Source organism: Roseomonas sp. CAU 1739 (assembly GCF_039839775.1).
Classification (GTDB): Bacteria; Pseudomonadota; Alphaproteobacteria; order Acetobacterales; family Acetobacteraceae; genus Neoroseomonas.
Genome location: NZ_JBDOQQ010000002.1, coordinates 310,672 through 324,434, shown reverse-complemented (window position 1 = coordinate 324,434; position 13,763 = coordinate 310,672). Strand labels below are relative to the sequence as shown.

At 69.6% G+C, this 13,763-nt stretch carries 12 protein-coding genes; 10 read left to right on the top strand and 2 right to left on the bottom strand.

Going from position 1 to position 13,763, the window contains the following annotated elements; translation table 11 throughout:
* The first annotated feature begins 3 nt into the window (after positions 1-3).
* The 5 genes from AAFN86_RS05105 to AAFN86_RS05085 all read left to right on the top strand — a co-directional run bounded on the left by AAFN86_RS05105 (position 4) and on the right by AAFN86_RS05085 (position 6,238).
* Positions 4-648 (top strand): phosphoribosylanthranilate isomerase, encoded by a 645-nt coding sequence (locus tag AAFN86_RS05105; protein WP_347542143.1) that lies wholly within the window; start codon positions 4-6, stop codon positions 646-648.
* Positions 649-713: 65 nt separating this feature from the next.
* Positions 714-1,685 (top strand): dienelactone hydrolase family protein, encoded by a 972-nt coding sequence (locus AAFN86_RS05100; RefSeq protein WP_347542142.1) that lies wholly within the window; start codon positions 714-716, stop codon positions 1,683-1,685.
* Between the two features lie 506 nt (positions 1,686-2,191).
* Entirely contained in the window at positions 2,192-3,430 is a 1,239-nt protein-coding gene (gene trpB / locus AAFN86_RS05095; RefSeq protein WP_347542397.1) for a tryptophan synthase subunit beta, read from the top strand.
* Entirely contained in the window at positions 3,427-4,257 is an 831-nt protein-coding gene (trpA, locus tag AAFN86_RS05090) for a tryptophan synthase subunit alpha (RefSeq protein WP_347542141.1), read from the top strand. Before trpB ends, trpA begins: the two co-directional genes overlap by 4 nt.
* A 403-nt stretch (positions 4,258-4,660) precedes the next feature.
* Positions 4,661-6,238 (top strand): ABC transporter substrate-binding protein, encoded by a 1,578-nt coding sequence (locus AAFN86_RS05085; protein WP_347542140.1) that lies wholly within the window; start codon positions 4,661-4,663, stop codon positions 6,236-6,238.
* A 298-nt stretch (positions 6,239-6,536) separates the two neighbouring features.
* On the opposite strand, the gene AAFN86_RS05080 is transcribed toward AAFN86_RS05085, so the two are convergent.
* Entirely contained in the window at positions 6,537-7,556 is a 1,020-nt protein-coding gene (locus tag AAFN86_RS05080) for an enoyl-CoA hydratase/isomerase family protein (protein WP_347542139.1), read from the bottom strand.
* An 85-nt stretch (positions 7,557-7,641) separates the two neighbouring features.
* On the opposite strand from AAFN86_RS05080, the gene AAFN86_RS05075 reads away from it, so the two are divergent.
* Positions 7,642-8,736: an ABC transporter ATP-binding protein gene (locus AAFN86_RS05075; protein WP_347542138.1), complete on the top strand. Its 1,095-nt coding sequence runs from the start codon at positions 7,642-7,644 to the stop codon at positions 8,734-8,736.
* Positions 8,737-8,958: 222 nt separating this feature from the next.
* Here the strand turns inward: AAFN86_RS05075 and AAFN86_RS05070 are convergent, their stop codons facing one another.
* Positions 8,959-9,489: a dihydrofolate reductase family protein gene (locus tag AAFN86_RS05070; RefSeq protein ID WP_347542137.1), complete on the bottom strand. Its 531-nt coding sequence runs from the start codon at positions 9,487-9,489 to the stop codon at positions 8,959-8,961.
* Between the two features lie 336 nt (positions 9,490-9,825).
* On the opposite strand from AAFN86_RS05070, the gene AAFN86_RS05065 reads away from it, so the two are divergent.
* The 4 genes from AAFN86_RS05065 (at position 9,826) to AAFN86_RS05050 (ending at position 13,678) form a co-directional block, all read left to right on the top strand.
* Positions 9,826-10,869, top strand: coding sequence for an ABC transporter substrate-binding protein (locus AAFN86_RS05065; RefSeq protein WP_347542136.1), 1,044 nt, complete (start codon positions 9,826-9,828; stop codon positions 10,867-10,869).
* Positions 10,870-11,205: 336 nt separating this feature from the next.
* Positions 11,206-12,390, top strand: coding sequence for an ABC transporter permease (locus tag AAFN86_RS05060; RefSeq protein WP_347542135.1), 1,185 nt, complete (start codon positions 11,206-11,208; stop codon positions 12,388-12,390).
* Positions 12,390-13,172 carry an ABC transporter permease gene (locus AAFN86_RS05055; protein WP_347542134.1) on the top strand — a complete coding sequence of 261 codons (783 nt, stop codon included), beginning with the start codon at positions 12,390-12,392 and terminating at the stop codon, positions 13,170-13,172. The genes AAFN86_RS05060 and AAFN86_RS05055 overlap by 1 nt, the downstream gene beginning before the upstream one ends.
* Before the next feature lie 71 nt (positions 13,173-13,243).
* Complete coding sequence (locus AAFN86_RS05050; protein ID WP_347542133.1) at positions 13,244-13,678, top strand: hypothetical protein; 435 nt, start codon at positions 13,244-13,246, stop codon at positions 13,676-13,678.
* Positions 13,679-13,763 lie beyond the last annotated feature (85 nt).

Genomic DNA, 13,763 nt, shown 5'->3' with positions numbered 1-13,763 from the left:
GCCATGCCTGTCGAAGTGAAGATCTGTGGCATCCGCGATGCCGAGGCGCTGGACGCCGTCGTCGAGGCCGGTGCGGATTACGTCGGCTTCGTCTTCTTCCCGCCCTCCCCGCGCGCGGTCACGCCGGCGCAGGCCGGGGCGCTGTCGGCGCGCCATGCTGGCGGGCCGGTGCGGGTCGGCCTGGTCGTTGATCCGACCGATGACGACCTCGCCACCATCCTGGCCGCCGTGCCGCTCGGCATGATCCAGCTGCAAGGCGAGGAGACGCCCGACCGCGCCGCAGCCATTCGCGCGCGTTTCGGCGTGCCGGTGATGAAGGCGCTGGGCATCGGCACGGAGGATGATCTCGCGGCGGTGGAGGCCTTCGCCCCGGTGGTGGACCGCTTCCAGTTCGACGCCAAAGCGCCGCCGGGCGCGCCGCTGCCCGGCGGCAATGCCCAGCCCTTCGAATGGCGGCTGCTGGCCGGGCGCGCCATCCCGAAGCCCTGGCAGCTGGCGGGCGGCCTGACGCCGGCCAATGTCGCCGAGGCAATCCGCATCGCGGGCGCGCCAGCGGTCGATGTCTCCTCGGGCGTCGAACGGTCGCGCGGCGTCAAGGACCCCGGGCTGATCCGCGCATTCATCGCCGCCGCCAAAGGGGGGGCGTGACGCGGGGCGTTGACGCGGCGGGGGCGCTCGCCCCAGCGTGGCGGCGCCTGAAGGAGAAACGTCCGATGCGCGCGCTGCCTCTGTTCCTCGCCCTGCTGCTTGCGGCCTGCGGCGGCGGCGGGCCCCGGCCCGACCCCTTCACCTTCACCGGCGCCGGCGGCCAGCCGATGATCGCCGACCTGCACATGCCGCCGGGCACCGAGCGCGTGCCGGTCGTGATCCTGTCGCATGACAATCGCGGCAAGAGTGACGCGGTCCTGCAGGCCTATGTCGACGCGCTGAAGGGCGCGGGGGCGGCGGTGATCGTGCTGGACCACTACGGGCCGCGCAGCATCGACCCATCGCAGCCGCCGTCGCAGCGCGCCTGGTTCACCCCGCTGGACTTCGCGCTGGATGCCTTCGGGGCGCTGGACAAGGCCGCCGAGAACCCGCGCATCGACGTCCGCCGCGCCGGGCTGGTCGGCATCGGGGCGGGCGGCGGCGGCGGGTCGCTGCTGGCGATGCACCAATGGCTGCTGCAGACGCGCCCGCCGACCGGCGCGCGCTTCCTGGCGGCGGCGGCGGTGCAGCCGGAATGTTCGTTTCGCGTCGCCAACCGCGACACCGGGCGGCGGCCGATCCGCATCATCGTCGGCGACCGCGACAACGTCACCGGCAAGCCGGCCTGCGAGGATCTCGGTTCCTTCCTGCGCGCCGCGGGCGGGGATGTGACGGTCAGCACCTACCAGAACGCCCGCCATGGGTTCAGCGACGCGCCGGGGGCCGTGGTGGCGAACCCCCAGGGCGACAACATCACCCGCTGCGTCTGGCAGCAGGGGCCGGACGGGCTGTGGCGGGAACGGACATCGGGCGTGTCGGGCGCCTCGCTGTTCCGCATCGGCGCGAATGAGCAGACGCTGGCGGCGTATCAGCGCAGCTGGGATGGCTGCCGGACGGCCGGGACCGAGACCCAGGGCGATGCCGCGCTGCGGACGCGGGCGGTGGGCGAGACGGCAGGCTTCATGCAGCAGCACGTGATCAGCGTGCGGCCCAGGTGAAGGGCTGGTGAGCGGAGAGGCTTAACCCCGCCGGCGCGACCATGGGGGAATGACGGATGCTGAGAGGGGCTTTGCCCCTCCCCGGACCTCACCCCAGCAAAGGCCCCAGGGCCTTTGGAAACCTCCGTTTTGGTGTGGAACGGCGCTTGTCGGTGCCAGGATCATGGCCATACCTGGAACCAATTGGTCCAAGCGCCGTCGCGCCCACAGGGCGCCAAAAAATCCCGCGGTCCAGGGACCCGCTGGTCCCTGGTGGGGTGGCTTGGAGGGGCAGAGCCCCTCCAATCTTTGCGCCCATGGGGCGGCGGCCCTCTCAAGAGCATGATCGCCGCAGGTGGAATCACCGGAGGCGTGAGCGATAGCGAACGGATCCTGCTCTGATCACCATCGCCGATCCAGCATGACGGATTGGACCGAACCACGGCTCCTCGCGCCCCCGGTCTCTATGGCCCGCCGCCAGTTGTTCCGCTAAACCCACCGTCTCCTGGGAACGCCGAGTGACCGTCTTGAACAAGCCTCTGCCCAATTCCTTCCGTCAGGGCCCTGACGCCCGCGGCCGTTTCGGCCAGTTCGGCGGGCGCTTCGTCGCCGAGACGCTGATGCCGCTGATCCTCGAGGTTGAGCAGGCCTATGAGGCCGCGAAGAAGGACCCGACCTTCGATGCCGAATGGCGCCGGCTGCTGAAGGACTATGTCGGCCGGCCGTCCCCGTTGTGGTACGCCGAGCGCCTGACGACGCATCTGCGCACCAAGGCCGCGCCGGGCCACGGCGCCAAGGTGTATTTCAAGCGCGACGAGCTGAACCACACCGGCGCGCACAAGATCAATGCGGTGCTTGGCCAGATCCTATTGGCGAAGCGGATGGGCAAGACGCGCATCATCGCCGAGACCGGCGCCGGCCAGCACGGCGTCGCCACCGCGACCGCCTGCGCGCTGTTCGACCTGCCCTGCACCGTCTTCATGGGCGCGACCGATGTCGAGCGCCAGCAGCCCAATGTCTTCCGCATGAAGCTGCTGGGGGCGGAGGTGATCCCCGTGACCTCCGGCGCCTCCACGCTGAAGGACGCGATGAACGAGGCGCTGCGGTATTGGGTCGCGAACGTCCACGATACCTATTACTGCATCGGCACCGTTGCCGGGCCGCACCCTTATCCGACGATGGTGCGCGATTTCCAGTCGGTGATCGGTGAGGAGACGCGCAGCCAGGTGATGGCCGCCGAGGGCCGCCTGCCGGATGCACTGGTCGCCGCGATCGGCGGCGGGTCGAATGCGATGGGTCTGTTCTTCCCCTTCCTCGACGATGAATCCGTGTCGATGTATGGGGTCGAGGCCGCGGGCCACGGCGTCGATACCGACCAGCACGCGGCATCACTGACCAAGGGCCGCCCCGGCGTGCTGCATGGCAACCGCACCTATCTGCTGCAGGACGAATTCGGCCAGATCATCGAGGCGCATTCGGTCAGCGCCGGCCTCGATTATCCCGGCATCGGGCCGGAGCATTCCTGGCTGCATGAACTCGGCCGCGTGAACTATGTCCATGCGACCGACCAGGAGGCGCTGGATGCCTTCCAGCTCTGCTCGAAGCTCGAGGGCATCATCCCCGCGCTCGAACCGGCGCATGCGGTGGCCTATGTCACGCACCTCGCGCCGCGCCTGGCGGCGGACAAGATCATCGTGATGAACATGTGCGGCCGGGGCGACAAGGACATCTTCACCGTCGCCGCGCATCTGGGGGTGAAGCTGTGAGCCGCATCGCGACGCGCTTCGCCGCGCTGAAGAAGGAAGGGCGCGGCGCGCTCATGCCCTTCCTCGAAGCCTACGATCCCGACCCCGCCACCTCCATGGCAATCCTGCGCGGCTTCCCCGGCGCGGGGGCGGACCTCATCGAGATCGGCATGCCCTTCACCGACCCGATGGCCGATGGCCCGACCGTCCAGAAGGCCGGGCAGCGCGGGTTGAAGGCGGGTGCGACACTCGCCGGCACGCTCGCCATGGTGCGCGACTTCCGGCGCGAGGACGACGCCACGCCCGTCATCCTGATGGGCTACTACAACCCGATCCTGTCCTACGGTGTGGAACGCTTCTGCACCGACGCCGTCGCATCCGGCGTCGATGGCCTGATCGTCGTGGACGTGCCGCCCGAGGAGGCCGACGAGATCGAGCCCTCGACCAAGGCGAACGGCCTCGACCTAATCCGCCTGATCGCGCCGACGACGGATGAGGTGCGGTTGCCGCGCGTTCTCGCCGCGACATCGGGCTTCATCTACTACGTCGCGATCACCGGCATCACCGGCACGCGCAGCGCGACCGGGGCGGACCTTGCCGCCGCCATCCCGCGCCTGCGCAAGCACACCGACCTGCCGATTGCGATCGGCTTCGGCGTGCGCTCGCCCGAGCAGGCGGCGGAGGCAGCGCGCATCGCCGATGGCGCGGTGGTGGCCTCGGCGCTGATCGACACGCTGGCGGCGAACCTGGATGAGCAGGGACGCGCGAAGCCGGACGCGGTGCGCAAGGTGCTGGACCAGGTGCGCGCGCTGTCGGAAGCGGTGCGGGCGGCGCGGAAGGCTGCCTGAAGGTTGGAGGGGCGCTGCCCCTCCAAGCCACTCCGCCAGGAGCCAGCGGGCTCCTGGACCACGGTCTTTTGGCTTATGCCGCCGGCGGGCGAAGGGTCGCACCGGATTGCCGAACAGGATCGAGGCGCGCACGCCCTGGAGCATTTCAGGCGTCGCGCAGGCAAGATCCCTTGCAACGCCGGCGCGCCCATCCTGCCCAACGCCCAGTGACGGTTTCCAAAGGCCCACTGGCCTTTGGTGGGGAGAGGTTCGGAGAGGGGCAAAGCCCCTTTCCGAGGCGCCGCTCACCACGATCCACGCGCATGAGGTAAGGCCTCTCTCCAGTCACCCCCACGCAGTTGTCCCGCGCGCCGCGCCGGTGTCATGCTCCACCCGACAGGGACAGAAAATGGGGCTCACGACCATGCATCGCAGGGATCTGCTTGCCGCCGGCTTCGCGACTCTCGCGGCACCAGCGCTTGGGCAATCGGCACGCGCGCGCACGCTGCGCTTCGTGCCGCAGGCGAACCTCACCTCGCTCGATCCGATCTGGACGACCGCGGCAGTCACCGAGAATCATGGCTGGACCGTGTTCGACACGCTGTACGGCATGACCGACGACCTCAAGGTCGCGCCGCAGATGGCCGAGAGCCACAGCGTCTCCGATGACAGCCTGACCTGGCAGGTGCGCCTGCGCGACGGCCTGACCTGGCATGACGGGGAGAAGGTGACGGCGCGCGACTGCGCCGCCAGCCTCAATCGCTGGAGCAAGCGCGACACCTTCGGCCAGTCATTGGGCGCGGTGGTGGAAGCCTGGGAGGCTGCCGACGACCGCACCATCCGCATCCGGCTGAAGACCAAGTTCCCGCTGCTGCTGGAAGCGCTGGCCAAGCCCGCCGCGGTGGTGCCCTTCATGATGCCGGAACGCCTTGCGCGCACCGACCCGTTCCAGCAGATAACCGAGGTGATCGGCTCCGGCCCCTATCGCTTCCTGAAGGATGAATACGTCTCCGGCAGCCGCGTCGCCTACGCGAAGTTCGATGGCTATGTGCCGCGGCAGGAACCGCCGTCACGCACCGCCGGCGGCAAGATCGCGCATATGGAACGCGTCGAATGGACCATCATGCCCGACAGCGCGACCGCCGCCGCGGCGCTGCAGGTTGGTGAGATCGACTGGTGGGAACAGATCAACGCCGACCTCGCGCCACTGTTGCGCCGCGCGCGGGGCGTCGAGGTAAAGGTGCTGAACACGCTGGGCTATATCGGCGTGGCGCGCTTCAACATGCTGCACCCGCCCTTCGACAAGCCGGAGATCCGCCGCGCCCTGCTGCGCGTGATCAACCAGGAAGACTATCTGCGCGGGGTCACGGGCAACGACCCTTCATCCTTCCGCACCTGCCATTCGATGTGGCCCTGTGGCACGACCTATGAGAGCACCACCGGCAACGACCTGCTGCGCGGACCGCGCGACTTCGACCGTGCACGGGCCGAGATCCGCGCCGCCGGCTACAATGGCGAGAAGGTCGTCATCATCAACCCGACCGACTTCCCAACCATCGGCCCCTTCGGCCAGGTGACGGCCGACCTTCTGCGCCGCGTCGGCATGAACGTGGACCTGGTCGAGACCGACTGGGGCTCCGTGGTGCAGCGCCGGGCGAGCAAGGAACCGCCCGAGCGCGGAGGCTGGTCGATTTTTCACACCTGGTGGCCGTCGGTGTCCGTCATCAACCCGGCGGTGGCGGCGACGCTGCGCGGCCAGGGGCAGCGCGGCTGGTTCGGCTGGTACGACAATCCCCGTGTCGAGGAAGCCGCCGCCGCCTGGCTGGTGGCCGACACCGAGGCGGAGCAGAAGCGCCTGGCCGATGTGATCGGGCGGGAATCCTTCGAACAGGTGCCGGTGCTGCCGCTGGGGCAGTTCTTCATCGCCTCGGCGTATCGGTCGGGGCTGAGCGGCTTCGTGGCGGGGAACAGCACCTATCCGTGGAATATCCGGCGAGGGTGAGGGTGCCGATGGGACGGACCACGCGCCGATGACGATCCGAAGAAAGCCGTCGCCGCTCTCCTGACCTCCCCCCGCCAAATGCCAACGGGGCTTTGGAAACCCTCACGGCGTGGAGGGCGCGGCAGGCACGCCACAAATACGCAGGCGGCACCACGCCCGACGCCCCGGATTCATGTCAGGGCGCCGCGCCTGCGGCAGGCTTCACCCCGGCGCGCCCTGATCCTGACACCAGGTCCCCGCGGTCCAGGGGCCCGCAGGCCCCTGGCGGGGAGCTTTGGAGGGGCGGCGCCCCTCCAATTCACGCGCTGAACATCGCCGAGATCGCAGCCGGATCCACATCCTCGACCCGCGCCGGCTGCCATTTCGGCGCCCCGTCCTTGTCCACCAGAACCGACCGCACGCCCTCGACGAAGTCGGGATGCACGTTCACCACCACCCGCGTCAGCGCCAGTTCCGTCGCCAGGCAGGCGGCCAGGTCCTGCTGCGCGCCGCGCCGCAGCAATTCCAGCGACACGCACAGCGAAGTCGGCGACATGCGCCGCAGGATCTTTGCCTGCGCCGCCGCCCACTCGGTGCCTTCCGCATCCAGCGCGGCCAGCATGCCGGCGATGCTGTCCTTGCCGAAGCAGCGGTCGATCGCCTCACGATGCGCCGCGAAGGATGCTTCCGGCGGCGTGGCGGCGAAGCGGGTGACCGCATCGGCGCCTTCGCTCACCAACGCGGCGCGCAGCGCGGCCAGGGATTCGCGCGGGACGAAATGCGTCGCCAACCCGGCATGCACCGAGTCAGCGCCGTTCAGCCGCGCGCCGGTCAGCGCAAGCCAGGTGCCCACCGCGCCCGGCAGCCGCGGCAGGACATAGGACGTGCCGACATCGGGGAACAGCGCGATCGCGGTCTCCGGCATCGCCACCAGCGCGTGTTCGGTGACGATGACCGGGCCGTTGTGGACAGCCACGCCGATGCCGCCGCCCATGCAGACGCCGTTGATCAGGCTGACCCAGGGCTTGGGGAAGGTGGCGATGCCGGTGTTGACGGCGTATTCCTCGGAGAAGAAGGCCTCGACTGCGGCGCGGTCGCCGGCGACCGATGCCTCGCGCACCGCGCGGACGTCGCCGCCGGCGCAGAAGGCGCGTCCGCCCGCCCCTTCCAGCACGACCAGCCGCACCGAGGCGTCGTCCTTCCACGCCGCGATGGCGTCGGCGAAGGCGCGGATCATGGGCAGCGTCAGGGCGTTGAGCGCCTTGGGGCGATTCATCAGCAGGGTGCCGGCGATGCCTTCGCGCGCCGCGATCAGGGTGGGTTCGGCGGTCTCGCTCATGGTCGTCGGCTCCCTCGGGACAGGTCCCGGCGTTACCGGGGCAGCCGGGCGTTGACAAGCCGGGCCCGGCGCCGGATGCAATGCCATGACCGATACGCTGGTGCGCTTCGAGGGCGTGCGGAAGACCTATGGCGCGGGCGGGCCTGCCGCCGTGGTGGGGCTCGACCTCGATATCGCGCGCGGCGAGCTGCTGACGCTGCTCGGCCCGTCCGGATCGGGCAAGACCACCACGCTGATGATGCTCGCCGGCTTCGAGATGCCGAGCGCGGGGCGCATCCTGCTCGAAGGCCGCGATATCGCGCATACGGCGCCGCACAAGCGCGGCATCGGGGTGGTGTTCCAGTCCTATGCGCTGTTCCCGCATATGTCCGTCGCCGAGAATGTCGCCTTCCCGCTGTCGGTGCGGGGCATCGGCCGGGCGGAGCGGGATGCGCGCGTGCTGAAGGCGCTGGCGATGGTGCGGCTCGAGGGCTACGCCGACCGTCGCCCGGTGCAGCTTTCGGGCGGGCAGCAGCAGCGCGTCGCGCTTGCCCGCGCGTTGGTCTTCGAACCGCCGATCGTGCTGCTGGATGAACCGCTCGGCGCGCTGGACAAGGCGCTTCGGGAGGAGATGCAGCTCGAGATCCGCCACATCCACCAGCGCCTGGGCGTGACGATGATGTACGTCACCCATGACCAGGCCGAGGCGCTGACCCTGTCCGACCGCATCGCGGTGTTCCAGGGCGGGCGCATCCGCCAATGCGCGGATCCGAAGCGGCTGTACGACCGCCCGGCGGATGCCTTCGTCGCCGGCTTCGTCGGCGAGAACAACCTGCTGCCCGGCCGTGTCGAAAGGCGCGACGGCGACGAGGTCACGGTGCGCCTGCGCTGCGGCCCGTTGGTCGCGGCCCAGGCGGCGGATTGCGGCGGGGAGGGGGAAGCCTGCCTGGTCGCGATCCGGCCGGAACGCATCGCCGTGGCGGGTGTCACGGCGTCGGACCTTGGGGAAGGCGCGCTGCCGGCCATCCTGCAGGAGGCGATCTTCCTCGGCGACCATGTGCGGCTGCGGCTGAGCGTGGGCGATGGCGGGGAGATCCTGGCCAAGCGCCCCGCCGGCATCGGGTCCCTGCCCGAGCCGGGCGGGCCAGCGGCGATCGCCTGGCCGGAGGGTGCCGCCTTCGCCTTCCGCGACGGAGCGTGAACGGCCGGGGCGGCGTGATATCTGCCCATTGGGATCGCGGCCGCGCCACGAACCGGAAGCGCGGAGGCGCGACAGCGCCCGGGCCACCCGCCAGCGCGACGGCGGGCCCCATGCCGACCCCCTGCGCTTTGCTGCACAACGCTGGTGGAACTCCGTCATGGCAACGGCGCGGGTCAAACCTCCTGCCGTTGCCATCACGCACGGGCACGGTCCGTCACGCCATCAGGCAGGTACGTAGGTCAACCTGATCACGTCCTCACCCATGGCATCGCTGGCCACAAGGCGCAGCCGTGGCCGGGGGCCGGCGAAGAACGGCGTGCCGCGACCGAGCACGACCGGATGGAGGTAGAGGCGATACTCATCGATCAGGCCAAGGTCGGTCAGGCTTCGTGCCAGAACTGGGCCGCCGACCTGAATCTCCCCGGTGCGCTCAGTCTTGAGCCTGCGTATCGCCGCCCCGATGTCATCATCGACAAGGGTGGCGTTGGGGCCCACTGACCTCAAGGACCGCGATACGACCCATTTCGGCTGGCGCCGCCACGCGGCCGCGAAGTCACGCCGCGCCGCGTCCCACTCGGGATGATCCTCGTCCCAATAGCGCATGATCTCGTACAGCCGTCGGCCGTACATGCTGCCCACCTGGTCGCGCGCCTGCTCGATGAAGTGACGGAAAAGCGCTGGGCCTGGCGCAAACGCCATATGGTCGACGTAGCCGTCCAAGGATTGGTTCATGCCAAAGACAAGCTTCGCCATGATGCAATTCCTTCGCCCCGAGCCTTTGAGGATAGGGCGAGCCGGCGGCGCATGGAAGCAAGGTCGGAACAATCCGCGCGTCACTTCATGGTGCGACCGACAATCGGAGGTCCGCCTCCTGGCGATCTCCTGTCAGTGATGGTGGTTCCCACGCGGGTACCCGGCGCATGATTGATGTCGCTCGCCGATGAAGCTGGCGTCTGGGGTCCAGGTTTGACGATGGCGATAATTTGGTCGGGCCGGCGTGGCCGGCATCGATTTTCGGCTTTCGCCGATTCCGCCTCGGCCGATCAGGCTTTAGGGTTCATTCCTGCCCGGGAGAAGGAGACGACCGCCATGCATCGCCGTACCGTCCTCAAGGGGGCGCTGGCCGCCAGCGCCCTGCCGTCTGTTGTCCGCGCCCAGGGCCGTGACCTGACCGTCGTCTCCTGGGGTGGCGCCTATCAGGACGCCCAGCGGGAGGTCTATTTCCGCCCCTTCCAGCAGGCCACGCGCACGCGCCTGCTCGAGGAAACCTGGGATGGCGGCATCGGCGTGCTGCGGTCGCGCATTGCCTCGGGTGCGAACACCTGGGACGTGGTGCAGGTCGAATCCGAGGAGTTGCTGATCGGCGCCGATGAGGGCCTGTTCGAACCGATGGACTGGGCCGCGATCGGCGGCCGCGACGCCTATATCCCCGAGGCGGTGAACGACCACGGCGTCGGCGCGATCCTGTATTCCTTCATCATCGCCTATGACCGCGCCCGCATGGCGACGGGGCCGACGAACTGGGCGGATTTCTTCGACACCGCGCGCTTCCCCGGCAAGCGCGGCATGCGCAAGGGGCCGAAGACGACGCTGGAGATGGCGCTGATGGCCGATGGCGTGCCGCCGGCCCAGGTCTACCAACTGCTCGGCACGCCGGCGGGGGTGGATCGCGCCTTCCGCAAGCTGGATGGCATGAAGGCCGACATCGCCTGGTTCGAGCGCGGGTCGCAGCCGCCGCAATGGCTCGCCGCCGGGGAGGTGGCGCTGACCGTCGCCTACAACGGCCGCATCTCGGCGGCGAATGCGACGGATGGGCGCAACTTCGCGATCGTCTGGACCAACAACATCTTCACCCTGGATTCCTGGGTGATCATGAAGGGCAGCCCGAACAAGGCGCGCGCGCTGGAATTCCTGAAGTTCGTCGGCCAGCCGGAAATCCAGGCCACGCTGCCGCCGAAGATCCCCTACGGCGTCACGGCAAAGGGGGTGAATGAGCGCCTGCCGGCCGAGTTGCTCGCGAACCTGCCGACGGCGCCGCAGAACATCGCGTCCGCGCTGCAACTGAGCGACCGCTTCTGGCTGGATAACCTCGACCGGCTGACGCAGCGGTTCAATACGTGGGTGTCGCGGTGACGGTGAAGGCCGGAGGGGCGCTGCCCCTCCGGACCTCCCCGCCAAAGGCTTAAGGCCTTTGGGAACCCCCTTTTGGTGCCGGGCGGCCGGGGCGTCCTGCTTCAGGGCGACGGCCGACCTGCGCCAGGGTGGGGCCGGCATGTGTCGCGTGGTGCCCAGGCCAGAACAGATGCCGACATGGCCCGGCACGCCAGGCGACGAAATCCCTGCCCCCCGGCGCCAGGTCGGGGTTTCCAAAGGCCTTAAGCCTTTGGTGGGGTGGCTTGGAGGGGCAAAGCCCCTCCAACCGTCCTCCAGCACAGGCCTGTGCGAGCGTTCCAAGCCACGCGCCCTCCCATGAACCGCCCCGCCCTGCTGACAGCCCCGCTCCTGCTGTTCCTCCTCGTCACCTTCGTCGCCCCGATCGGCGCGTTCCTGTGGCGCGGTGTCACGGATTCCGAGGTCGCCCCTGTCCTGCCGCGCACCGTCGTCGCGCTGGCGTCCTGGACCGGTGAGGCAGCGCCCGATGAGCCCGCCTTCGCCGCCCTGGTCGCCGACCTGCGCGAGGCCCGGGCGCGCGACCGCGACACCGGCGTGGGTTCCATCCCGCGTGCGGCCGCGCGGCTGAACGCCGACAAGCCGGGCTTCCGGGGCCTGCTGCCCATGACCGCGCGCCGCGTCGAGGTACCCTTCGAGGGCAGTGCGCGTGATGCCGTGCTGGCCATCAGCGAGGAATGGCGTGACCCCGAAAGCTGGGGCGCGATCCGCCGCGCCGGCGGGCCGCTCTCGTCCTTCCACCTGCTGACCGCGCTCGACCTGCGGCAGGACGCTGCCGGAAGCATCGGCGCGGTGCCTGATGACCAGGCGGTGTTCCGCGCGGTGCTGCTGCGCAGCCTGTGGATCAGCCTGATGGTGACGGCCGTCTGCCTGCTGCTGGGCTGGCCGATCGCCTGGTTGATCGCGACGACGAAGGGCCTGCCCGCGACGCTGCTGCTGGCGGCGGTGATGCTGCCCTTCTGGATCTCGCTGATCGTGCGCACGGCGGCCTGGATGGTGCTTTTGCAGCGCGAAGGCGTGGTGAATGCCGCATTGGGCGCGATGGGGGTCCCCGGCGCGCCGTTGCCGCTGATGATGAACCGCTTCGCCGTGGTGCTGGCGATGGTGCACATCCTGCTGCCCTTCATGGTGCTGCCGCTGGTCGCGGCGTTCCGGGGGCTGGACCCGCGGCTGCCGCGCGCGGCGGCGTCGTTGGGGGCGGCGCCGTGGCGGGTGTTCCTGCGGGTGACGCTGCCGCTGTGCCTGCCGGGGATCGGGGCAGGGTGCATCCTGGTGTTCATCCAGGCGCTCGGCTTCTACGTCACGCCGGCGCTGCTGGGCGGGCCGAACGACCAGATGCTGGCCTGGTTCGTCGGCTTCTATGCGACGCGCAGCGTGAACTGGGGGCTGGCGGCCGCGCTGTCGGTGATGCTGCTGGCGGCGGTCGGGCTGTGTGTCGCGCTGTACGGCAGGCTGGCGGGGTTCCGCCGGCCGGGGGCGGCGTGATGGCGCGCGCCCTGTTATGGGTGGCGAGCGTGCTGGTGGCGCTGTTCCTGCTCGCGCCCATCATCGCCATCCTGCCGCTGTCCGTCTCGGCCGGGTCCTTCCTGTTCTACCCGCTGCCGGGGCTGTCGCTGCGTTGGTACCAGGATTTCTTCGGATCCGATTTCTGGCTGCCGGCGCTGTGGAACTCGCTGATGATCGGCACCGCGGCGGCAGGGTTGGCGACGGCGCTCGGCACGCCGGCAGCGTTCGGGCTTTGGCGGATGACGGGCGCGGCCCGCGCGGTGGCGATGGGCGTGGTGCTGGCGCCGATGGTGGTGCCGGTGATCGTCGTCGCGGTGGCGCTGTTGCTGGCCTTCGGGCCGATCGGGCTGGTCGCGACCTATACCGGGCTGGTGATCGCGCATGCCGCGCTCGGCGTGCCTTTCGTGGTGGTGACGGTGTTGGCGGCGCTGGAGGGGTTCGACCCCGTGCAACTGCGCGCCGCCTCGGCCTGCGGGGCGGGGCCGCTGCGGGCGTTCTTCCGGGTGTGCCTGCCGCAGATCGCGCCCGGCGTGGCGGCGGGGGCGGTGTTCGCCTTCGCGACCTCGCTGGATGAGGTGGTGATCGCGCTGTTCATCGCCGGGCCGGCGCAACGGACGCTGCCGCGACAGATGTTCGCCGGGCTGAACGATTCGATCAGCCTAACGACGACGGCTGCGGCGGCTGTGCTGGTGGGACTGTCAGTGGTGTTGCTGCTGGTGGTGGCGTGGTTGCAGGGACGGGGGAAGCAGGATCGGGCCTGACGGGTTGACGTGTCTCCCGGGGGGGGGGGGACGGTGGCAGCAATGAAACACTGCCGCCGGGAGATTGCTTCATGATGCCGCAGCTCAGATTATGGCCGGGCTTGGCTCTGCTCCTGCCTCTCCTTGTCCTTCCACTGCTGGTGGTCGGGACCTATCAGGAATGGGTGGCGCGATCCGGGCCCCTGCTCGGTGCCGCGGATGGCATCGTTCTTATCCTGGTCTGCTGCGCGGCGCTGTTCGCCATCGGACGCGGCTTGCGCCGGGTGGCATGGCGCGAGCCCATGACCGACGTGCAGTTCCTTGTGCCGCTCGCGATGTACCTTGCGACGTCCTTCGATCGTGTCATGGCCAGCGCTTCGCCGGTCGGGACGGGCCTGGTCCTGCTCATGTATGCGGCCGCCATCTGGCTCGGGGCGCGCGGGGCTCGAATCGGGTCGGCGTCAGCGCCTGGATTGCTGGCTCCCAAACCGGCCGCGCCATCCGTTGTCACGCATCGCCGGGACTGAACGCGCCAGCGCAATCCCGCACCGCCAGCAATCACCGTCACCAGGATCCCGCGGTCCAGAGGGCCTGGCCCCCTGTGGGGTGGCC